Origin of the sequence: Acidisoma sp. S159 (genome assembly GCF_009766125.1) — a bacterium.
In the GTDB taxonomy this organism is placed as follows: Bacteria; Pseudomonadota; Alphaproteobacteria; order Acetobacterales; family Acetobacteraceae; genus Acidisoma.
In genome coordinates this window covers 1-21,050 of record NZ_LMUG01000062.1, presented here as the reverse complement: position 1 = coordinate 21,050, position 21,050 = coordinate 1, and the positions used below count along the sequence as shown (strand labels likewise).

18 protein-coding genes and 2 pseudogenes are annotated in these 21,050 nt (G+C 61.0%); 10 read left to right on the top strand and 10 right to left on the bottom strand.

Annotated elements, in window-relative coordinates; translation table 11 throughout:
- Both GSQ92_RS21995 and GSQ92_RS21990 read right to left on the bottom strand, forming a co-directional pair.
- Positions 1 to 429, bottom strand: a pseudogene (locus GSQ92_RS21995) (hypothetical protein); the annotation flags it as partial.
- A 661-nt stretch (positions 430 to 1,090) separates the two neighbouring features.
- The gene (locus GSQ92_RS21990) at positions 1,091 to 2,017 is read right to left on the bottom strand and encodes a HoxN/HupN/NixA family nickel/cobalt transporter (RefSeq protein WP_159013967.1); all 927 of its coding nucleotides are present in this window, start codon (positions 2,015 to 2,017) and stop codon (positions 1,091 to 1,093) included.
- 376 nt (positions 2,018 to 2,393) lie between these two features.
- On the opposite strand from GSQ92_RS21990, the gene GSQ92_RS21985 reads away from it, so the two are divergent.
- The 4 genes from GSQ92_RS21985 to GSQ92_RS21970 all read left to right on the top strand — a co-directional run bounded on the left by GSQ92_RS21985 (position 2,394) and on the right by GSQ92_RS21970 (position 5,556).
- Entirely contained in the window at positions 2,394 to 2,561 is a 168-nt protein-coding gene (locus GSQ92_RS21985; protein ID WP_159013966.1) for a hypothetical protein, read from the top strand.
- A 567-nt stretch (positions 2,562 to 3,128) separates the two neighbouring features.
- Complete coding sequence (locus GSQ92_RS21980) at positions 3,129 to 3,854, top strand: Crp/Fnr family transcriptional regulator (protein WP_254066660.1); 726 nt, start codon at positions 3,129 to 3,131, stop codon at positions 3,852 to 3,854.
- Entirely contained in the window at positions 3,851 to 4,276 is a 426-nt protein-coding gene (locus GSQ92_RS21975; protein ID WP_254066659.1) for a response regulator, read from the top strand. Before GSQ92_RS21980 ends, GSQ92_RS21975 begins: the two co-directional genes overlap by 4 nt.
- A 611-nt stretch (positions 4,277 to 4,887) precedes the next feature.
- A complete protein-coding gene (locus GSQ92_RS21970) occupies positions 4,888 to 5,556 on the top strand; it encodes a hypothetical protein (RefSeq protein WP_159013964.1) in 669 nt (222 codons plus the stop codon).
- Positions 5,557 to 6,175: 619 nt separating this feature from the next.
- On the opposite strand, the gene GSQ92_RS21965 is transcribed toward GSQ92_RS21970, so the two are convergent.
- Complete coding sequence (locus tag GSQ92_RS21965) at positions 6,176 to 7,483, bottom strand: NRAMP family divalent metal transporter (RefSeq protein WP_159013963.1); 1,308 nt, start codon at positions 7,481 to 7,483, stop codon at positions 6,176 to 6,178.
- Positions 7,484 to 7,976: 493 nt separating this feature from the next.
- Here GSQ92_RS21965 and GSQ92_RS21960 point away from each other — a divergent pair, with 493 nt between their 5' ends.
- From GSQ92_RS21960 to GSQ92_RS21950, 3 genes are all read left to right on the top strand, one after another.
- A complete protein-coding gene (locus GSQ92_RS21960; RefSeq protein WP_159013962.1) occupies positions 7,977 to 9,140 on the top strand; it encodes an EAL domain-containing protein in 1,164 nt (387 codons plus the stop codon).
- 272 nt (positions 9,141 to 9,412) lie between these two features.
- Positions 9,413 to 10,831 (top strand): multicopper oxidase family protein, encoded by a 1,419-nt coding sequence (locus GSQ92_RS21955; RefSeq protein ID WP_159013961.1) that lies wholly within the window; start codon positions 9,413 to 9,415, stop codon positions 10,829 to 10,831.
- Positions 10,832 to 10,910: 79 nt separating this feature from the next.
- The gene (locus GSQ92_RS21950; RefSeq protein ID WP_159013960.1) at positions 10,911 to 11,789 is read left to right on the top strand and encodes a hypothetical protein; all 879 of its coding nucleotides are present in this window, start codon (positions 10,911 to 10,913) and stop codon (positions 11,787 to 11,789) included.
- A gap of 603 nt (positions 11,790 to 12,392) precedes the next feature.
- Here GSQ92_RS21950 and GSQ92_RS31815 read toward each other — a convergent pair.
- Positions 12,393 to 12,823, bottom strand: a pseudogene (locus GSQ92_RS31815) (transposase); the annotation flags it as partial.
- A gap of 811 nt (positions 12,824 to 13,634) precedes the next feature.
- On the opposite strand from GSQ92_RS31815, the gene istA reads away from it, so the two are divergent.
- Complete coding sequence (istA, locus tag GSQ92_RS21940; RefSeq protein WP_216856895.1) at positions 13,635 to 15,020, top strand: IS21 family transposase; 1,386 nt, start codon at positions 13,635 to 13,637, stop codon at positions 15,018 to 15,020.
- A gap of 93 nt (positions 15,021 to 15,113) precedes the next feature.
- Complete coding sequence (locus GSQ92_RS21935; protein ID WP_159013959.1) at positions 15,114 to 15,866, top strand: ATP-binding protein; 753 nt, start codon at positions 15,114 to 15,116, stop codon at positions 15,864 to 15,866.
- 556 nt (positions 15,867 to 16,422) lie between these two features.
- Here GSQ92_RS21935 and GSQ92_RS21930 read toward each other — a convergent pair.
- From GSQ92_RS21930 to GSQ92_RS31810, 6 genes are all read right to left on the bottom strand, one after another.
- Positions 16,423 to 17,988 carry a GMC family oxidoreductase gene (locus GSQ92_RS21930; RefSeq protein ID WP_216856894.1) on the bottom strand — a complete coding sequence of 522 codons (1,566 nt, stop codon included), beginning with the start codon at positions 17,986 to 17,988 and terminating at the stop codon, positions 16,423 to 16,425.
- Positions 17,989 to 18,037: 49 nt separating this feature from the next.
- Positions 18,038 to 18,586, bottom strand: a complete 549-nt coding sequence (locus tag GSQ92_RS21925; protein WP_158804991.1) for a gluconate 2-dehydrogenase subunit 3 family protein — start codon at positions 18,584 to 18,586, stop codon at positions 18,038 to 18,040.
- 80 nt (positions 18,587 to 18,666) lie between these two features.
- Complete coding sequence (locus GSQ92_RS21920) at positions 18,667 to 19,062, bottom strand: VOC family protein (protein ID WP_158804992.1); 396 nt, start codon at positions 19,060 to 19,062, stop codon at positions 18,667 to 18,669.
- 15 nt (positions 19,063 to 19,077) lie between these two features.
- The gene (locus GSQ92_RS21915) at positions 19,078 to 19,449 is read right to left on the bottom strand and encodes a cytochrome c family protein (RefSeq protein WP_216856893.1); all 372 of its coding nucleotides are present in this window, start codon (positions 19,447 to 19,449) and stop codon (positions 19,078 to 19,080) included.
- A 135-nt stretch (positions 19,450 to 19,584) separates the two neighbouring features.
- A complete protein-coding gene (locus tag GSQ92_RS21910; protein WP_158804994.1) occupies positions 19,585 to 19,905 on the bottom strand; it encodes a ribbon-helix-helix domain-containing protein in 321 nt (106 codons plus the stop codon).
- 485 nt (positions 19,906 to 20,390) lie between these two features.
- Complete coding sequence (locus GSQ92_RS31810) at positions 20,391 to 20,609, bottom strand: hypothetical protein (RefSeq protein ID WP_371418576.1); 219 nt, start codon at positions 20,607 to 20,609, stop codon at positions 20,391 to 20,393.
- 111 nt (positions 20,610 to 20,720) lie between these two features.
- Between GSQ92_RS31810 and GSQ92_RS31805 the strand changes: the two genes are divergently transcribed.
- Entirely contained in the window at positions 20,721 to 21,020 is a 300-nt protein-coding gene (locus tag GSQ92_RS31805) for an aminotransferase class V-fold PLP-dependent enzyme (protein ID WP_371418574.1), read from the top strand.
- Positions 21,021 to 21,050: the final 30 nt, after the last annotated feature.

Sequence of the window (21,050 nt, the reverse complement as noted above, 5' to 3'; positions counted from 1 at the left end):
GAGATCGATCCGGACGAGCTTCGGGCCGCCGGGCAGGATCTTCTCGTTGCCCGGCGCCGCCGGATCGAGAACCCAAAGCGCACCATGCTGATCGGCGACCACTGACTGGACGCACACGAAGTGATCTTCAACCGACATTTCGGTAGCGGTCGCGTTTCTCCAGCTGTTCCAGGTCTCATCCGGATACGGACGCAGCTCGCCGCCGGGCAGAAGCTCAGCGACCGAAATGGGGGCATCATCCGTCCATCGCGGGAAATTTACGAAAATACGGCCGTCCGTCGTCACAGTCACTCCCGTCACCTGGTGTCTGAAGGTTGCAACTTCTGTGATCCCCTCCGCCGACAACGCGTGCCCCGTAGCCAGGACAACGCCACCCAAAGCCCCGGCTAGCACCACGGAGGCGGTCAATATAGAACGCGTTTTGGACATCTCGACCCCCCTTTGAATCAACCGGCAATTCGGTGGTGCTGCTGGCGGATGCAAGCCAGCGGTTCTTCACAAACCTTGACCGCTGCGGGCGGATCCGCGCAATATGATCTCGAAGGCTGCGACGCTCCCCATAGGTCCATCCCGCACACATCCAACCACTCAGTCGCTAGGGTTTAGCACGGGCTGGGTGCGTCATGGGCTGGGACTCGCGTGCCTAACCGGAAAGCTAACCACATAAGTTCCCGAAGTCCCTTGAGCGTGACATTGCTCGGGCGTCGAAGGGCCACCGCATATCGCGAGACCAGCTGGGGCTGGAGTCCCGGGTGCGTCTCGAGATGCACTAATTCGATGGGTATTCGGGGGCCGCTCACTCGCCTATCTGATCGGCGTTCAGACTACCTAGCATCCGCTGGTACGTTCATCCCTCGGCCGCAACCTTCATTTCTTACGCGCCAGCATCCCCCAGGCAAATGGGCAGTCGAATGGATAACGAACGAGCACCCGCCTCGCCACTCACTATCCTGAGCGGCTCGCGCTGCTGGGTCTCCGGCGTCGGACGTGGATTTCTCACATGCTTAGCCTCTGGCCGGGACATACGACCTGGTCAGCTGGTCGTTGGGCTGGAGCAGGGTGCGAACATGCTGAGATATCGGTTTAAGCATTAAGGTGCAGCGCTGTCGCAGCCGCGCAGGTGATAGATCACTGCCGAGCCAAGCCAACCCGCGACGAAGATGCTAACAATGATGTAGCCGATCATCCCGAATCGATCGTTTAATGCGCCGACGCCATCCCAGAACCAACCGCGCAGGCTGAGTTGGTTGCCGATCTGCCTCAGCGCCTCGATGCTGCCGACCGCAACAGCTGTCAGCACAGACACGTCGGTGATGGTGAGGTTGTAATAAAGTTTGCGCAGTCGCTTCACGAAAGCCCAGTCGTAAGTCCGGAGCATGACGATGCCGTCGGTCGTGTCGATGAGGACATTCCGGCCGCGAAAAGCGTCGGAAACACCATGATCGACCAACCTCTTCGCAGCCTGGGTCGCGGAGATTCCGAGCAGGCCGACCTCGGTCGCAGTGTCAAAGCCCAGCCCGAAGAGGAAGCCGAGCGGCCACATGTGCCAACTTCGGGTGATAATGCTGAAGAGCGGACGCAACAGCCGCGCGAGGAGGCCGCGCCTGTTGAGAAGAAGATCGGAATCCTCGGCCACATAGCTGCCGCCGCAACGCAGATGGCGAAAGCTGCGCCAGACGGCGTGGAGCACGACTAAGTTCATCGCCGCGATCGAGAAGAGAAAGATTGTCGAAACAAGCGTTCCAATGATGCCGCCCAGACCTTGGAAGCGGTCGAAGTGGCGAGTGAAGGCGGTCGCGGCCCCGGCGATAGCGGCGGAGGCTAGTACCACCACGGTGGCATGACCCAGAGCAAAGTAGAGGCCGACGCTGACCGGGCGCTGGCCCGCCTGCATCAGCTTTCGAGTGACGTTATCAATCGCCGCAATATGGTCGGCGTCCACCGCATGGCGTAGGCCGAAGCCATAGGCAAGGAGCGCCGTGCCGAGCAACACGGTGTGATCGCGAAACACGATCATCGCCCAGGGCCATGCGGCTACGTTTAAAACGATGAGCAGGAGCGCAGGCTGCCTTAATCGATCAGCTCCTCGACAAACGTCTCGCGCAACAAACGAGACCGGCGCCAGTCGCTCGGTGCTCGCGAGCACCGGTCCGGCAGGCACGCTAAAGCTCTTCTTCCGGCGCCACCGGTTAGAGAACCAGCCCGATCGCGGATCGTCTGATTGGAAGCCTACCACCTTCGTCGCAGGCTTGCGCAACAGCGGCGTACTGGCAGCGATGGTGAGCTTTTCCACGCCTATGTCGAGCAGTAACTTCCGCCCGGTGACATCGTCATCAGGGTAGTCTCGGCGACTATAAAGATGTGGTGTTCGCGCCCATGTTGGCGGTTTCGCCATGAGTCGCGGTCTGCTCATGTGGGTCACGCTACGGTGGCCGGGCCGGACGGTTATCGAATGCGATAAGGATGACGTTGACGCGCTCAAGCTCGATACTCTGGCCCTCGGCATGCTGTCTTGCCTGCTACCTGGCTTCGATCTGCTGCGCCGCCATCCTCACCTCTAAGCGGAGGCATCAGCCTCATTTTTTTATTAGAGACCTGCGCAGCCCGCTTAAGTCGCCACGCTCGAGCACAGCAGCGTGGTCACACCATGGACCTCGTGCTGCCCCAAGCAGGCGAGATGCTCCTCCCAGAGCTCAACCAAGCTGACAATCGAAACCATCCTGGTCCGGCAGTAGTATGGCTGCGTCGTCGCCTGTTCCAGCCTCGACGATCTCCTACCCTTCGCCACGAAGGAAACTTGCTGCAAGGCGGATATAAAGTTCGTCTTCCACCAGTAAAACATGAAGTGCCCCTACGCCGTGCTCCTCGCCTCTAAACGGAGGCATCAGCGTCACGTTTATAATCAGGGACCTGCGGAGCGAGTTACAAATCACGCTAGCGAGTTTGAGACTCTAATCGACGCGCAGGCCGCCGCGCGCAGGCCCTCAAGGGAGGGTCGCTAGTCCAACTTGTACGGAAACGCACACCATTCGCTTCAACTACGGCGTATCCAGAAACCCACTCGACTGCGGGCGGTGATCGAGGAAGAATGATTAAGCATTCTCGCCTGTCAAAATTGGGAGTGTTACGTGGACGTGGTCGAGCAGAGTAGTATTCGCAATGAGCTGATGGCATCCCTTCCACCCGACATTTTAAATTCACTGTTACCGTATTTTCGTCGGATCGAGCTGCCCTTTCGTGCAACCCTGCACACGCCGAACGAACCAATCACCGCGGTTCTCTTCCCCGAGTTCGGGTATGCATCCATGCTCGCGACTCTTGAGGACGGCGACGTGGCCGAGGTGGGCATGATCGGACGTGAAGGGATGGTAGGAGTGTCAGTTGTCCTTGAAGCCGACTCTTCACCGCTGGAGGCTGTCGTGCAGGCCGAGGGGATCGCCCTCCGGCTGGACGCGGATGTCTTTCAACAGGCGCTAACCGAGAAACCACCATTGCGGAAGCTCATGCTCCGGTATGCGATGGCTTTCCATATGCAAGTTACTATGACCGCCGCATGCAATGGGCGGCACCTGCTTGAGCAACGTCTTGCCCGCTGGTTGTTGGAAGCGCATGACCGTATCGATGGCGACGAACTGCCGATGACTCACGAGTTTTTAGCCACGATGCTCGGCGTGCGTCGTGCTGGCATCACTGTAGCAGCTGGGGCACTCCAAAAGGCCGGCTTCATCCGCTACGAACAGGGCAAGATTAGGTTAATCGACAGACGGGGACTGGAGGCTGCGGCCTGTGAATGCCGCACCGTTGTAAAGCGCGAGTTCGCGCGTCTCCTTGGCCCGATTGCGAGCGGCGCGTGAAGGCGGGGGTCGCCCGCTCTCCCGAAGCCGCTCGCTTAGAGACCTTCGCTTTAGCATCAAACGGTCGCCCCCGGATATTAGTGGTGGAGGACGAGATGCTCGTTTCGATGCTCATCGAGGATATGCTCGGAGATCTTGGGTACGACGTGATCGGCCCCGCGATAAGCGTAACAGAAGCGATGAGCGCTATCGAGAAGACCACGGAAATCCACGCGGGATTGCTCGATTTGGAGTTGAAGGGTGAACGCAGCCTGACAATAGCCGACGCGCTCGCAGAGAAGCAGGTTCCATTTGCTTTCATGAGCGCTCATGGCGCCCAGGCTGTCGCAGAGACCCGACATGCCGGGGCGCCGGTTCTCGCGAAACCGTTCACGATGACAGCCTTCGCGATGCTCATTAAGCGGCTCGTCCTAAGGGCCTAGACAACTCGCGACCGACCGTCGCGAGGGATGCAACACTCATTCTTCGGCGGGCGCCTCATCGTCCGAGCCTTCAGCCTCATGCCAGGAGTAGACATCGGGAGGTTTCCTGGGCTCGGGCACGACCAGTCCTCCGGATATGAAGGTCGTGCGGCATTCTTGCATGGACGCTTGCATCCCCGCGCAGCTATGACCTCATCCTAGTCCTAACAAAAGACGACGCCCGGAGAGCGCCGCCAAGTTTAGGGAGGAAACATCTGCAGCGCGCGTCGGCAGCGCTGCAGGGGTTACATGTCAGCGGGGAAAGCCGGCTGCAAGCTGGTGTGCACCGCATTTTACCCTCCATTCGAGTCGCCTGCAGAACGACTTGCCGGCCCGCGTGAATCGAATCGATCGAGCCCTGCCCAGCGCCGACGCATATTCGCATATAATAAGCCCTCGCTCGATCCGCCGCGAGAGCGTTCCGGAGCTGGTGGAGCACGTAGTCGTCTAGATGGTACCATCCGTTCAACGAGCACCCTCAGTTTAGGGATCGGGCGAACGGTCGTGGGACGCAGGCTCGTCTCGATTGGCGGGCGCTGGCATTTCGACCTTGAGCCCGGCTCTGACTGGCTATGCAAGACCTCAGGCAGAGAATAACGAACCAGCGCCTGCTCGAACAAGGATTTTGGGTGTGTTCACGCGACGGAATTTTAACGTTCTACGAAAGCGAGAGCGGGGCTAACGCCGTTTACCATTGGGCAGCGTTGGATACAAAAGATGGCAAGTTCCGCCATCCGGGGGCGGGTGAGATGCTGCGCTTGTTGGTGTCAAGCGATCCTAACATCGACCACAGCGTGCGCGGTCCCGCTACGAGGGCTCGCCCAAGCAAACCGGAACCGGTCGCGACTGGATCGACCGCGATCGGGCGCGAGCGAACCGACCACGTTCGACATCAGGACGAACACATAACCGGCCGCATGAATCGTTCCGCACCGCCATCGGATTGCCAGCACGACGCGGCGCACAAATTGCTGGAGAGGTTCGTTCGTCGCAACCGGGCGCGCAACGTCGCGCGTAGCCACTACGGCGAGGCGTCGGGGCGGCACTCGTCTGGGGGCGGTGATATCGACCAGGCGTCGGCGCGGGACCCTTACGGCCGTTTCGCGCGTCGATGTGCAGGTCAGCAGTTCCCGATGCTCATAGGCCTGATGCTGAAGCGGCATCCGCGCAGTCGGTGGCTCGCGACTACGCAGGCGGCGCTGGACCGACTGGCCGATGACTGGAAGTCGGAGCATGAATGATGGAAGCCGAAGCAGTCGATGGAGAGACCGCGCTCCTCTGGGTGCGCTCGGTTGCGTAGCAGCGATGGCACGCCGCCGGGAGCAATCGCGCGGTGCCTACAGCCGCCGGCACGGCGTCGACCGGCGAGTTCGAGCGCTCAGCTACGGCGGTCGGGTTTCCCAGCGGCCTATGTTTCAGCCGAGTCGTTTCGTCCATGATACTGCGCTATTTTGAGGGGGGCATAGAGCTTCGACCAACCGGCGCCGCTCCGCAATCTCCCGTCGCCGGCAGGCCGCCGCCCGCGAAAGAAGTCTCGTCCCCCGCTCCTGTCTTTTCCTGCGACGCATGGGTGTGCTCCGTTCTGAGCAGACTGAGGCGCCTTGGCGGTCACGGGTAATCTTGTTATCAGGCTGAAATGACGCCCCCAAAACCACCCACCGCAAGAAAGCGAGGCTCTGTTCCACACGGCAAAGGAACGCTTATTGGGGTGCGGCTACATGAGGAGCCTCTCACGGCGCTGGATTTTTGGATCTTGCGACAACCCGAAAGGATGACACGGCCTGAGGCGATTCGTCGGCTACTAGAACTGGCTATCAAGGCAGAGCCGAGAGAATAAGGTGTCTGCCTATCGCGCCCCGCTTAGCTTCCCCATGTCGCGAACATTCCAACCGCCGCCGCCGCCATTGCCGCCGTGGCCAGCCAACCAAGCACCTTCAGCACCGGGCCGATGGTGAATTGCCCCATGACATCGCGCCGGATCGCCATCAGGAGCATCATCACCATAACCGGCACAGCCACCACGCCGTTCAGCACCGCACTCCAAAACAGGGCCTTTACCGGATCGAGGCTGGAGAAGTTGAGCAGCGCCCCGACGATCGTGGCGGTTGCGATGGTGCCGTAGAACGCCTTCGCCTTCAAAGGACGGCGCGCTAACCCGACGGGCCACTGCAATGCCTCACCGACGGCAAATGCAGCTGAGCCTGCGAGCACCGGCAGTGCGAGAAGTCCGGTGCCGATGATACCGAGTGCGAAAATCGTGAAGGCAAAACGACCGGCGAGTGGCCGAAGGGCCTCGGCCGCCTGCGATGACGTCTGAATATCGGTATGCCCGTGCGCGTGCAGTGTCGCTGCGGCGGTGAGTACGATGAACAAGGCGACAAGGTTGGAGAACCCCATACCGATATATGTGTCGATGCGAATACGCCTCATCGCCTCTGGCGCCTGTCCGGGTGCGTCCAGAAGCGGTCTTGCCTCTGGCTGCTCGGCCACATCCTCGACCTCCTCGCTGGCCTGCCAGAAGAACAAATATGGGCTGATGGTGGTGCCAAACATCGCCACGACAACAGTCACATAATCAGCGGAAAAGGTGATGTGCGGGATCACCATTTGCCAAGCGACCGTTCCCCAAGGCACCCCCACGACGAAGACAGTGCCGACATAAGCGAATAGCGACAGCGTCAACCATTTCAGTACGGACACGTAGCGCGAGTAGCGGAGGAACGTCTCCAGCAACACGGTAACGGCCGCAAACATGGCCACATAAAGAAGCAATGGGCCATCGATGAGCAGCTTCAGGGCTGCTGCCATGGCTCCGAGGTCGGCCCCGATATTGATCGCGTTGGCGATGATCAGGAGCGCCACGATCCCGTACAGTAGCGATCGAGGATAATGACGACGCAGGTTGCCTGCGAGGCCGCGCCCAGTGACGCGCCCGATCTCTGCGCTGATCTGCTGGATGGCGCACATCAGGGGATAGGTGAGCAGGAGCGTCCAGCCGAGTTGGTACCCAAACTGGGCGCCCGCCTGGGAATACGTGGCAATGCCGCTCGGATCGTCGTCCGAGGCTCCGGTGATGAGCCCGGGCCCCATGATATCGATGAGCTTAGGCCGCTCTGGCTGTTTGGCGATATCCGGTGGAAGCGGGACGACTGGCTCGAATTCGCTCATCTACAAACCGGTCCTGTCCACATACATCATCCTTCCCTTCTTATCCCATCGCCCTCGTGATCGCTGTGTCAGCCTTCATCGGGACCTTTCTGGATCGTTCCCTGACCGGAATCTACGATCACGGACGCTCTACCCCGATGATGCAGAACCAGGTCGAGCCGGGTCCAGGGTTTCTTCGATCACTCCGTGACTGTCTGAAGAACATGGCCGGAAAGGCAGGATGAACAACGCTCTCCAAGGGGACGACGCCAGCCTACCCGCTGATCACTCTGTTTGGTCCTGAACAAGATTTTCCGACGCCTTGAGGCACTCGGGGGAAATCTCAGTGCCGCACAAAAGCGCAAACCATTGGCTTTGCACACGAATCAACGGGCCTACAGGCGCGCCGCTTCGTCAGAGCAATTGTCCTGACGAACGCTAGTTCCATCGATCGCGGCTTTCGCAATCGGCGATAGATTGGCGCATAAAGTCCTGACCTGACCGAGGAGATGGTATGGTGCCGGCATCGTCTCCGCTCCAGAACGAGTCTCTTATTGCCTCCGCATTCGACCTGGCTCTGCGCCGCGGTTCTGTCCATCCGGTTCTCCAGCCGATTGTGCATCTGAATGGCGGTGCGGTTTCGAGCTTCGAGGTGCTTGCGCGCTGGACAGACGAGACGCTGGGGATCATCCCGCCAGCTGTCTTCATCCCGATCGTGGAAAAGCGTGGCCTCATCGCCCCTCTCACCAGCCACCTGATTCGGGAGGCTTGCTCCGCCGCGCGGGAATGGCCAGGCTTGTTCCGCCTGGCCTTCAACATCTCCCCCCTGCACTTCCAGGATGGCGAGATGCCGAGCCTATTGGAGGACGCCGTGCGCGATGCTCGCTTCCCCCTCGCCCGCACTCAGATCGAGATCACTGAAACCGCCGTCATCGGTGACCTAGCCGCCGCACGCGCAACTATCGACATATTGCGCGCCAAAGGCGTGCGCATCCTTCTCGATGATTTCGGCACCGGCTATTCGAGCCTGAGCCGCCTTCAGGCACTCCCCTTCGACAAGATCAAGATCGATGCCAGCTTCGTGGGTTCTATGGAGCGTTCGCGTGACAGCCGGAAGATCGTGAGTGCCGTGATCGGTCTGGGCCAGAACCTTGGCGTTCCAGTCGTGGCGGAGGGCGTCGAGACCGTGGCGCAGGCTGCCATCCTCATTCGCCTCGGCTGCAGCTTCGGACAGGGCTGGCTCTTCGGCCGTCCAGTCTCTATGAAAGAAATTCCCGCCATTCTGCATGAGCGGGGCACCGCGCCTTACGATCCACCGCCGCGCGGGCTGTCCATCAGCCAGCGCCTCGCTCAGCTCGATGCCGTCTATGCCGCACCTTTGGGCCTCTGCTTCGTGAGCCACGACTTGCGAATCCTGAGTGCCAATCCCTATTTCGCCGCCATGATGGGACAGGACGCTGGGACTATTGTTGGCCTTACGATCCCTGAAATCGATGCCGACGTGGCCTCCCACCTGCGTGCCAACCTTGAACACGCCCGCCGAGGAGAGATCATCCTGCCGCGCGTCTGGACCCTGCGACCTAGTAAACGCAGAGGCCTGCTCATCGTCACTCCAGCGTGTGACGAGATCGGCGAGCTGCTTGGCCTCTCTCTAATGGTGACAGATCTGTCGGGATGAGAAAGCTGAACCAACCGACTGCCGCAAGGTTCACGCTAGCGAGCGAGACTATACCCGACGACACTTAAATGAATTTCTCGACATATCCGAGAGTGGCCATGGGTTTTTGCTCGAATAAGGTGGCGAGCGGCAACAACGGACCCGGATGCACAGTAATTAGAATGGCGCCCTCGGATCGCCATGACGGCGACCTCAACAACTAGAAAGCGACCGACAAATGCGATAGGTTTGGTGCGGGATAACGTTAATTTGGTGGTAAGGGGAGCTTCGCGATGCCATCACGTCGCAGCATTCTTTTGGGTGCATTGGCTGCGGCTGGCAGCCTCCCTACGGGTGCGATGGCACAACCAAGCGCGGCCACCACAGTGCTGCGGGTAGAACGCCGCACTATCGAGGTGAATAGAAGACCGGCCGTAGTGCTCGGCATACGTCAGCCCGATGGCACTTTCGGACTGACGACTGCGGCTGGAACTTCGTTCCGAGTCCGCCTGGAAAACCATCTCGACGAGCCGACGCTGATCCACTGGCACGGCATGACGCCCCCTTGGCGACAGGATGGCGTTCCGGGCATTTCTGGACCGCCGATCAGAGCAGGCGAGAGCGGTGAATTCGATTTCCCCCTACGCTTTGGCGGTACTTTTTGGATGCATAGCCACGAAGGACTGCAAGAGCAGCTTTTAGCCGCAGCTCCCTTGATCATCAAGGACGCACGCGATCAGACAGACCAGCAAGAAATCGTAGTCATGCTGGCAGATTTTAGCTTCACCCCGCCGGCGCAGATCTTCGCGGACCTGAGGAAGAAACAGGGCATGGTAAACATGGCACCTGCGACGCCAGGCATGGCGGGTATGGACTCCTCTGGTACTCCAGCCGCAAACGCGCTCGATCTCAATGATGTCAAATATGATGCCTTCCTAGCCAACGACCGCACGCTGGAAGATCCCGAGGTTGTCACGGTTGAACCCGGCGGGCGAATCCTGCTGCGCATCATTAACAGCTCGGCGATGAGCGCCTATCACATTGATACTGGGGCGTTGGTCGGGAGCCTGGTGGCTGTCGATGGGTTCGCTATCCAGCCTGTGACAGGCCGTCGTTTCCCTATTGCCGTAGCGCAGCGGCTCGATATCAGGCTACAGCTTCCCAAAGGGTCTCATATCTACCCACTGCTGGCTGTTCTGGAGGGCGACCGGCGTCGGACGGGCATCGTTCTCGCGGCGGGCAATGCCGCGATTACGCGGGTTTCAAATATGGCGTCAAAGTCCTCAACGCCATTGAATCTGAATCTTGAACATAGGTTGCGCGCCGCGGCACCTTTGTCTGTGCGGAAGGCTGACCGGACCCATCTGATCAACCTGACTGGCGAAATGGCAGGCTACATCTGGTCGATTAATAACGTGGTCTGGAACCCGAGGGTCCCGCCATTGTCGGTCGTTGAAGGCGAACGCGTCGAACTGGTGCTGCAGAATCAAACCGGCATGTCACACCCGATGCACCTGCACGGGCATGAGTTCCAGGTCGTGGAGATCGACGGCGTCCGCCTCTCAGGGGCAGTTCGCGATACCGTGCTCGTCCCACCGAACAGCCGCGTAACCGTAGCCTTCGACGCCAACAATCCCGGCCACTGGGCATTTCATTGCCATTTGCTCTATCATCTTGATGCAGGGATGTTCATAACGCTGCGCTACATCTGAGATGTGCTGCTAAGACGGAGACGCTTGCCCTGTTCAAGTGTGGCGGATAGGCTGTTCCGCATCACGAGACGTCGCGCACATGTCCTTGCGATTTTTTCGATCGAAAGCGCCTCGCGTTGCTTCCGCGCTGTCCGCGGGAGCTTCCGCCCTCGCCTCGTCTATTTGGGTTGCGATAGGCGCTGTCGCTCCGGAGCTCATATGGCGAGGCTTCGTTATTAGTGTTCACCGCGTCACCCTGACTGAACTCCTCTCGGGCCTGCTGATGGGCTTGATCCTTGCCTTTTTTGTCGAACCCGTCATGCACCGCCTCCGCATGCTTGGTCGTCACGGTCCGCATGAGGATTTTGGCGCGCGCAGCAGCGGTAACATCGTTTACCAAGCGATCCTTGGCATTGCATTTGCGCTCGCTTCTGTCTGTTTACACGACGCGATAGCCGCCTATCTTGCCGAGCCGCATATTGAGCATGCCGGCCAGGTTTCGGGGCTCGCAGCCGGAGTGAGACTCACCCTTGCCTGGTCCTTCGTCCCGTTTGCCGCCACGCTCGCGTGGATAAGTCTACATGTCAGGTGGCTCGCGCCTTTTACGGCTATTGTCGCCGTCGCCTCGCCGCTTCTTGCTGGTGCGCTCTTCCATTGGTCACAGTGGGAAATTATTACAACATTCATTCCGTGTTTGCTGATTTATGGGCTAGGTCATTTTCAGGTGTCAAAGGAGCCGAGGCGCCACGCCCTCGCTCGCTGCGCCTGGGTAGTCGCATTTTTGGCAATGGGCTGGTTAGCCTTCACCCTGGCTATCAGAGCGGCTCTGGCGCTCTTTCATATTGGGCATCTAGACTTGTACGAGCCAACGCCCTTTTGGCCCGATGTCCGGTTCTATTTCGGTTGGAGCTTGGGCCTCCTTTTGGTCCCACCCCCATTGTCTATTTCCGCCGAACTCAGAGCAAGGCGGTCCGATTAGCGACACCATTTGAATCCAAACGGATGAATCGCTGGAGAGCCATCCCAGCCTGATTCCGGCGTCGATCGTCCCAAGGAGATCCCGGAGGTAGTGGCCCAATACTCCAAGATCACGGAACACCCCGTTTTTCGGCGGATGGAAGCCGGATGATTTGCCCTGACGATGTCCAATCCTTCGTCGCCGGGCTGAATTTAAGCCCTAGCATATCCATCTTTATCCAGGCAGACGTCAGTTCACCATATTCTCTCGCGGCATCTTCCCAAGTGAAGTGCCCGCAATCCAGTTCAGCTCGGACTGCGTGCGTCGTCCTGGCGCAGCCGTGGAGCACCTGGCCCATAGCTCGTCCCTCTGCAGACGGTCATAAGATACACCATCACAATGCGGGACTAAACACCTCTCATGTTCGCCTCTTCAAGCTGCAGGCGTCAGATTCCTATGACCGTCTGCGGTCTGTTCACCGTAGCCGCGGCTAGGCAAGGCAGGAGACACGATCAAGAAACGACGGTTGATCATGCTCTGATACGCGGGTTGTTTACCGCCGGACCGGTGATGCGTCGCGGAGCGTCCTCTGTCTAGCAACCAGCGTCGGATAACCTCCGGCTGTAGATGTTTTTGGGCTTTCCAGGCCGTGTCGCAAACTGCTTTTGCCACTCCCTCCTGCTGGAGCAACAGATCTCGACTGATCCGGGCCGGGAAGCGGTAAGTCCACGCGGCCTCGACCAGCATCCTCCGGGCCGCGCCGTTCCCGGCTTTTGTGATGCTCCCTAAACGGCGCTTGGTGCCACTGGAGTGCTCGGACGGCACCAAACCTAGATACGCCATGAGTTGTCGAGGATTGGAGGATTGGAAAAGCGGGTGATATCGCCGAGCTCGGCTACGACGGTCGCGGCCGCCACCAGAGCCATGCCACGCAGCGCTTGCAAGGCGAGCACGACCGTGCCGAGCGACCAGTCTGCCAGCGCCGCTTTGATGTGGCCTTCCAGGCGGTCACGCCGAGCCGTCGCCGCTTCGATGACCGCTATGCAATCCTCCATGTTAGCGGCGGCGTAGATCCGGCCATATTCGGCGGCGAGGCGCTTCAGGTTTAGTTTTCCTGATAGTCATAGAAGGCCGGTTCTCGGAGCGGAGCTTTCCCGTGGTCCCGTCGGGTCAACCGCAGGAGATCTTTAGGGTGACGCTCGAGCGCTGACGGAGCTGCGTCACCAGCGCTACAGTTCCGCATCATTGGACCAGGCGCGGCGCCGACCAAACCTGGCAGTTAACTCGGCGCCGCGCCCTACACCGTGCGGGAGCACGATTGCAGGGGCATAATGGCGCCGGACGCGGATCGCGTCCACGGGTTGATGGCTGCGTCGCGGACGTGCGGGAAGTCACCGACGGTGCCAGCGGCCGGTTCTTCCTCTGCGCCCTCTGCCGCCAGCAAGTCCTGATCTGCAGCCACTGCGACCGGGGCCAGGTCTACTGCGCCGGAGACTGTCGCGACCAAGCCCGCAGGACGCGACGTCGTGAGACGGGGCGCCGCTATCAGCGCAGCCGCAACGGGCGCTTCAATCACGCTGCGCGGAGCGGGCGATATCGCGCCCGACAGAAGATCGTGACGCACCAGGGTTCACCTACCCCGCCGTCCGATGCTCGTGTGCCCGTGGTCTTGGCGGCGGCGCAGGAGCAAATCCCTCCTGACGTCGGAGCAGTGATCCTGAACAGCGCGCCGTTCCCCGTGCAGCGGGCCGATGCGATCTTCGGGCGCTGCTGCCACTGGTGTAGCCGGGCGTGCTCGCCGTTCGTGCGGCGGGATCACCTGCGCCGCCGTCGAGCCGTCCGGTTCCACCCGCCGCGAGAACGCTGATGGTCATCTCCGCTGAGCTACACGCCCACCATCATGTGGAGAAGTGGCGGCGCAGCACGATCGCCCGTCAGATCGGCGTCCATCGCGACGTCGTGGCCCGCGTCCTGTCCCAGTCGGGCATTCCCGCACCCGGGCGGCCGCCGCGGCCGATGCGCATCGACCCCTACCTCGCGTTCATCCTGAAGACACTCGAGACATTCCCCACCCTGACCGCGGCCAGGCTCTACGACATGGTCTACGAGCGCGGGTATCGCGGCAATCGTGACCACTTCCGCCACATGATCGCCCGCCATCGCCCCAGGCCGAAGGTCGAGGCCTACCTGCGCCTTCACACCCTTCCCGGAGAGGAGGCCCAGGTGGACTGGGGCCACTTCGGCCGCCTCGAGATCGGGCGCGCCAGGCGGCCCCTGATGGCCTTCGTGATGGTGCTGAGCTACTCGCGCCGGGTCTTCCTGCGGTTCTTCCTGGACGCACGTATGGACGCGTTCCTCACCGGCCACGCCCGGGCGTTCGAGACCTTCGGTGCAGTTCCGCGGGTAGTGCTCTACGATAATCTTAAAAGTGCCGTTCTCGAGCGACAGGGCGCGGCGATCCGGTTCAATCCCACCCTTCTAGCCTTCGCCGGTCATTACCGGTTCGACCCACGTCCTGTGGGCGTGGGCCGGGGCAACGAGAAGGGCCGGGTGGAGCGGGCCATCCGCTACATCCGCGACAACTTTTTTGCAGGGCGCTCCTTCGCGGACATCGACGATCTCAACACCCAGGCCATGAACTGGTGCGAGGGGCAAGCGGCCGATCGGCGCTGTCCCGGCGAGGAAATGAGCGTGCGTGAGGCCTTCGCTCTGGAGCAACCACGATTGGCGCTCCCGGACACCCCGTTCCCCCTGGCAACACCCACGGCGGTCGCCATCGGTAAGACGCCTTATGCCCGGTTCGATCGGAACGACTACTCCGTTCCCCACACCCATGTTCGTCGCCAATTGACCCTTCTTGCCGACACTGCGGAGATCCGCATCCTCGACGGCGTCGCCGTGATCGCCCGCCATCTGCGCAGCTACGACAATGGCGCCCAGATCGAGGACCCCGCCCATATCCAGGCGCTGCGCGATCAAAAGCGCCGGGCAGGAAGGAAGCGCCAGCGTCACCGACCGCCTTGTCCACGCCGCCCCCGCCAGCGCCGAGCTCCTCCTGCGCGCGGCCCAGAACGGCCACTCCCTGCAGAGCACCGTCGCTGGACTGAACCGGCTCCTCCAACGTTACGGGCGCCCGCGAACTCGAGGCTGCTATCATCGAGGTGCTCAAGCTCGACGGGCCCGCGCCTCATCCCAACTCCATTCTCCTGGGCCTCGAGAAGCGACGCGAGCGCCGGCGACGGCCACCCCTAATCCCCACGCACCTGCCTAAGCACGTGCTGGACAAGGACCAACCGGTCCGTCCCGCTCGTCTCGCCCCCTACGACAAGCTCAAGGAGCAGACCGATGCCGACGAATGAGGACCTGCGCCAGCGGGCAGAGCGCCTGCGCCTCTATGGCCTTCTTGCCCACTGGGCCGAGGCTCGCGACGCCGGCTGGGCGGCTAGTCTGCTCGACTGGGAGGAGAGCGAACGGGCTCGTCGCAGCCTCGAACGGCGTCTCAAGGACGCCAGGATCGGCCGGTTTAAACCTCTCGCCGACTTCGATTGGATATGGCCCACGCGATTCGATCGCGCCGCCATCGACGCCCTCATGGGCCTCGACTTCTTCAAGGACGCAGGCAACGCTGTCGTCGTCGGTCCAAACGGCGTCGGCAAGTCCACGATCGCGCGCAACATCGCCCACCAGGCGGTCCTGCAGGGCCACACTGTCCTGTTCACCAGTGCCGGCCAGTTGCTCGGGGATCTGGCGGCGATCGACAGCGCCTCCGCCCTTCGACGTCGCCTCGGCCACTATGCCGCTCCAGCGCTTCTAGTCATCGACGAGGTTGGCTATCTCTCCTATTCCAACCGCCACGCCGATATGCTGTTCGAACTGATCAACCGGCGATACGAGACAAAGAGCACCCTGGTCACCACCAACCGACCGTTCTCCGACTGGCACGAGGTCTTCCCAGGCGCCGCCTGCATCGTCTCCCTGGTCGATCGCCTCGTGCACAACGCAGAAATCATCGCCATCGACGGCGACTCTTGCCGCCTCAAGGAAGCCACCGAACGTGCCGATCAGCGCGCGCGTCAGCGCCGGGCACCAACCTCGTGACGACCAGCTACCGAGCCAGCTTACAACTTGACTAGATCGAGATCTCCAATCCTTGCCGCCCGGATCGCCCCTGCCTCATCGAACTGATCGAAAGTCTCGAGACCAGACCTGATTCCGATACAGGCTCCACATCCAGGATGAGTTCCAGACCCAACTCGAATCCGCACGCGCCAACGCTCGACTTCTGTCATGCCAATCTGCGCGGAAACATCTCCGTCATGCTCAAACCTGAAGCGCCTCGCCGCCGAATATGGCCGGATCTACGCCGCCGCTAACACCGCCCGACGCTATCCCGTTGATGCGGCGGCGTCGGTGAGGCCGGAGGCCGCGGCGCTTGACCGCCTGCGGACAGTTCACGATCGCATCGCGGCGGCATTTGGCCAAGACTGCTTCGCCCACCGCCCTCCCCCGCCGCGCGTTTCGGCGCCGCGGAAAATCCCTTCGGCACTATCGCCCTTGCGCTGTGTTGACCGACAACCATGCCCAAGGCGCTGACGGCAGGGCACTTTTGCCGCAGCCAATCAGCGTCTTGTGGCATCAAGCCGGGATCAAGATTTCAGATCTCGTTCTTGCTCATGCTGTCGGCAATATGGTCGGCCTGGCGGATGGCCAGGGTAACGATGGTCAGCGTCGGGTTGCACCCAGCGCTGCTGGTGAACTGGCTGCCATCCGAGACGAAGAGATTGGGAATATCGTGGGTCTGACCCCATTTATTGACAACGCCGTCACGCGCCCGAGCACTCATGCGGCTCGTGCCGAGGTTGTGAGTGGATGGATAGGGAGGCGTCCGCAAAACGCGGGTGGCGCCCACTGCCTCGTAGACACTGCTCCCCTGTTTAAAGCCGTGCTCACGCATTGCGGCGTCGTTGGGATGGTCGTCGTAGTGCACGCTAGCCACGGGTAGTCCGAACTTGTCCTTGGCGGTTCCGTCCAGTGTCACGCGATTGGTCTCCTGAGGCATGTCCTCGCCGACAATCCAAATGCCGGCCGTGTTCGGATAATCATCCATCAGCGAGGTAAAGCCGCGACCCCAGGCACCGGGATTGTAGAAAGCGGCCGCGAAGGGAACACCCAGCGAGATCGTCTCCATCTCGTACCCTCCGAAGAAGCCGCGTGAGGGATCGTTTCGCTGCTCGTCGCGGATGATTCCGGCCATCGTTGTGCCACGATACATATGCACTGGCTTGTCGAAGATGCCGTAAACACTGCCCGTCGTGTGCCGCATGTAGTTGCGGCCGACCTGGCCGGAGGAATTGGCCAAGCCATCCGGGAACATCGCCGTGGCGCTGTTCAGCAGCAGGCGCGGCGTCTCCAGCGAATTGCCCGCGATCGCGACCACCCTCGCCTTCTGGCGATGGTGAGTGCCATTGGCATCAGCGTAGACCACTCCGGAGGCCTTGCCGCTGGCGTCGTGCTCCACCTGCAGCACCATGCTGTCCGGGCGCACTTCGATGTTGCCGGTCTTCTCGGCAGCCGGGATTTCCGTATAGAGGGTCGACCATTTTGCGCCGGATTTGCAGCCTTCGAAGCAGAAGCCGATCTGCTGGCAGGCGCCACGACCATGGCGCGGCTGGCTGTTGATCGCCATCCGCCCGGTGCTGACATCCTTGTAGCCGACCGCGCGAGCCCCGGCCTCCATCACCTTGTAGTTGTTGTTACCTGGAAGACCAGGGATGCCATTGGTCCGCGTCACGCCCATCTTGTCCTCGGCGCGCGCGTAATAGGGTTCCAGGTCCTGCAAAGTAATCGGCCAGTCGAGAAGATTGGCGCCCTGCAGCCCGCCATAAGTCGACTTCGCGCGGAACTCGTCATCCCGGAAGCGCAGGGACGCGCCCGCCCAATGGACGCTGGTGCCGCCGACCGCTTTCACGATCCAAGCGGGAAGGTTGGGAAAATCCTGCGCCACGCGCCAGTTGCCCGACGTTGTCCGCATGTCTTTCCACGCGAGTTGCGTAAAGGCGTCCCATTCGTTGTTGACGAAATCGGGAATCTCGATCCGCGATCCCGCCTCGAGAATGACGACCTTGACGCCCTTTTGCGCAAGCTCGTTGCCCAGAGTTCCGCCACCCGAGCCTGAGCCGATGATGACGACGACGCTGCCGTCGTTGAGGTCGAATGCCATGATTGTATGCCTTGACTATCGCTGTGCTTGAAATCGGGTCGCCCGCACGTCAAACGGCCGGCAGCCAGTCGATGTCGTTGAAGCCGCGATGGAGGTAACCACCGAATTCGGACGAGGATCCCTCGTAGCCAAAGCGGTGCCAGATTTCAGGCTGGTTGTAGAGCGACACGACCAAACCACCCCGGACATGGCCAAAGAATGGCGTAAGCTCGATCCCGGTCAGCAACACAACCCGGTCGCTCTCTTCGGGCACGTCGATATAGGCTGTCTTGAAGCGGTCCTGCGCGTCGCCGTTGAGACGGGCGACACCGTCCTCATACATGAGCCGCATCGCATCGTCGGCCTGGGCCTTCGCATCGAAAGGGGTGACGGCCGCGACGTAGAAGCGGTCAGGGATTTGGTCATGCGGGTAAATGTCCCGCGCCATATGGGCGAGGGTGACGAGTGTCGCCTGTTTCAGCGCCTTCGCATCATCCGCCCAGGCAGCCCCCGCCGTTCCCACACCCGCCGCCAAGACTGCGGCAGCGGGCACCGCCGAGGCGGCACCGCGCAGGAACAGACGACGATCAATTTGCAGCCGCTTCTCGACTTGTCTCATTGGACTTCCCCTGGCCTTTCCGCCCGCCGTCTTTGCAGCGGCGCGGCACGTTGATCCTCGCCCGGTCTTGCGAGGGGCGCCTATTCGAAGCGCCCGCCCCTTTGCAGAACCTCGATCTTGTACCCGTCCCCGTCCGCGACGAAAAAGAACCGCGCGAATTCAACACCTTCGAGAGGCATGGTCTTGAGCGGCTGGGGCGACAGACCCTCGCTCACCATGCGCGCGTGTTCCGCCTCGACATCCTCGACCGAGACGGCAAGATGGCCATAGCCATCTCCCAGCTGGTAGGGCTCCGTCCGGTCGGCGTTGACCGTGAGTTCAAGCTCGAAGGTCTGTTCGTCGTTGCGTAGGTAGATCAAGGTGAAGCCATCGAAGGGGTAACGGTTGGCGACGCGCAGTCCCAGTGCCTTCGCGTAGAAGGCCACGGAGGCCGTTTCGTCGCGAACGCGGATCATAGAATGAATCATCCGTGCCACTGCCGCGCTCCTCGCTTACTTTTGTGTTTCAAGATAGACGATGATCGCATGTCGGACGGCAGGCTTGGCCTGGCTGTACATCATGATCGCGTTGGGGATGACAGCCTGGGGATTGGTCAGCCAAGCATCGAGATGCGGCTCATCCCACACAAAATCCGCCTTAGCGAAGCCCGGCGAGTAGGCGAAGCCCTTGTTGCTGCCTGCCTTACGCCCGACGACGCCAAACAGGTTGGGACCTTGGCCTGGTGGCGCGCCCTGCGCGATGGTATGACAGGCGGCACATTGATTGCGGAATAGGGTCGCGCCATTCGGCGTGGTCGGGGCCATGGTCGGCAGATCCATCTGCGCGCGTGCGTCGGACGGAGATAGCGCCAGCGCGGCTGCCAAGCCGGCCGCGCTCAAGACGCCCGCGCGGGCTCTGGCCTTACGGGCGGCTGCGCGGCGGAATGGCAGGCTACCAGGCGACTCAACTCTCATGAAGCCGAGCCTAAACGCACGGCCAGGCGCCTAGGTAGTATCCGGCTATGTACTGGCCACCATTTCGTGGATTCTTTTACTCCCAAGGACCTGGGCGTCGTACAGCTCCAGATTCCTCAGGTATTTCAGGCAGGTGACCCTGAGATAGGAGGCGAAGTTAGCCACCTTGCCGTGCCGCTCCAGGACCTCGTCGTGAAGGATCGTTAGGAATTGTGCGAGGCTCAGCCCCTCATGCTCGGCGATCTCTCTGAGGATCGACCAGAAGGCGCTCTCGAGGCGTATCGAGGTCAAATGGCCATGAAGGCGGATCGGCTTGGTCTCGGCCCGATAGGTTTGTGGATCCTGGGTTTTGAATAGATGACACATGGATGCTCCTCCGCTTCTCGACGTTTTTGTGCAGGATACCGGCACCGGCACCCCGCGATTCTTGTCGTGCAAGAAGGCGCCGAAACGCGAAGAGTGGCAACTCGGTAAGGGGATCGCCGCTCGTGGCGACGAGGGCGGTTGCAAACCGTTAAAACAGAGTCGCCAAACGACACGGCGCAGCGCTTTACCCGTGCCTGAGCCGCCGCGTCCTGCTGGTCAGCGCGGAGATCAACGGGGCGACGCGGCCCCCTGAGCGCGAACATCCCGGGCCCTCCGACGATCGTACACCAACGGATCGTCGGAGGTCGCGACAGCGCCGACTGTTTCCGGGACGGCGCCACACGCTGGGTAGCTGGAGCGATTGTGGTCTCAGTTCATTGAACTACCCAGCCGCTCCGCTTGGCATGATCCTCGGCACCCGTCCTGCAAGGCCCTTGATCAGCCCTTAACGGGCCATCACACATCGCATGATCCGCCGCGCGATTTTATGCGCCGCTGATTGCCTCCTCTTCGCGCATGATTTCATGCTGACGATCACGGATCGCGGAATCAGTCGTCGGCGGCCCAGGGAAACGCCGCTTATCGAAGCCGAACCAACCACCCAACAGTAGAACGAGAATGCCTATAAAGTCGCCGATCAGGATGGCGGTTGAAGGCTGTAGTCCGACCCCGACGATGAAGACGCCACCGAGAACTGCGATCACACCCAAAGGCCTTGACAAGATACCCAGCCGGAAAGGTCCGTAGGTCCTAGACGTGGCAACATCGTTATAGGGGCTCAAGAATATACGTCTGCACTTTTCCCGTTTCTGCAATTGAGGTCGCAGGGCTTCGAGATCCGGTTGCTTCCATTCCAAAACGGAGCCGTCAAGGCCGATCAGTTTGCGGTAGCGGCGGATGAGCACACCCGCCTGATCGCGGTCTCTGCGGTTCAGTCCGCCTCCGGCTATCGGGTGGACATAGCCGCTTTGCGTGAAGTCGCTAGTCATTTCGGCGCCTTGCTTTACGTAGACGGTGCGCAGCTGTGCGGCGCGTTAGCTCTTGACTGTAGATCGGCGTGGAAGTTTGGCTCTGACTCACTTTTGATGGATGTTGGGCTTACGCGGAGCCCATAACGCGCGCCTGAAGGAGATCTAGCTTTCCGC

What these genes read in the sequence shown, in the direction of transcription:
- GSQ92_RS21925 (WP_158804991.1), bottom strand. Translation starts at nt 18,586, where the DNA reads ATGAGACAAGTCGAGAAGCGGCTGCAAATTGATCGTCGTCTGTTCCTG.
- GSQ92_RS21935 (WP_159013959.1), top strand. Translation starts at nt 15,114, where the DNA reads ATGCCGACGAATGAGGACCTGCGCCAGCGGGCAGAGCGCCTGCGCCTC.
- GSQ92_RS21965 (WP_159013963.1), bottom strand. Translation starts at nt 7,483, where the DNA reads ATGAGCGAATTCGAGCCAGTCGTCCCGCTTCCACCGGATATCGCCAAA.
- GSQ92_RS21930 (WP_216856894.1), bottom strand. Translation starts at nt 17,988, where the DNA reads ATGGCATTCGACCTCAACGACGGCAGCGTCGTCGTCATCATCGGCTCA.
- GSQ92_RS21970 (WP_159013964.1), top strand. Translation starts at nt 4,888, where the DNA reads ATGCAAGACCTCAGGCAGAGAATAACGAACCAGCGCCTGCTCGAACAA.
- GSQ92_RS21990 (WP_159013967.1), bottom strand. Translation starts at nt 2,017, where the DNA reads ATGATCGTGTTTCGCGATCACACCGTGTTGCTCGGCACGGCGCTCCTT.
- GSQ92_RS21955 (WP_159013961.1), top strand. Translation starts at nt 9,413, where the DNA reads ATGCCATCACGTCGCAGCATTCTTTTGGGTGCATTGGCTGCGGCTGGC.
- GSQ92_RS21950 (WP_159013960.1), top strand. Translation starts at nt 10,911, where the DNA reads ATGTCCTTGCGATTTTTTCGATCGAAAGCGCCTCGCGTTGCTTCCGCG.
- GSQ92_RS21985 (WP_159013966.1), top strand. Translation starts at nt 2,394, where the DNA reads ATGAGTCGCGGTCTGCTCATGTGGGTCACGCTACGGTGGCCGGGCCGG.
- istA (WP_216856895.1), top strand. Translation starts at nt 13,635, where the DNA reads ATGGTCATCTCCGCTGAGCTACACGCCCACCATCATGTGGAGAAGTGG.
- GSQ92_RS21910 (WP_158804994.1), bottom strand. Translation starts at nt 19,905, where the DNA reads ATGTGTCATCTATTCAAAACCCAGGATCCACAAACCTATCGGGCCGAG.
- GSQ92_RS21960 (WP_159013962.1), top strand. Translation starts at nt 7,977, where the DNA reads ATGGTGCCGGCATCGTCTCCGCTCCAGAACGAGTCTCTTATTGCCTCC.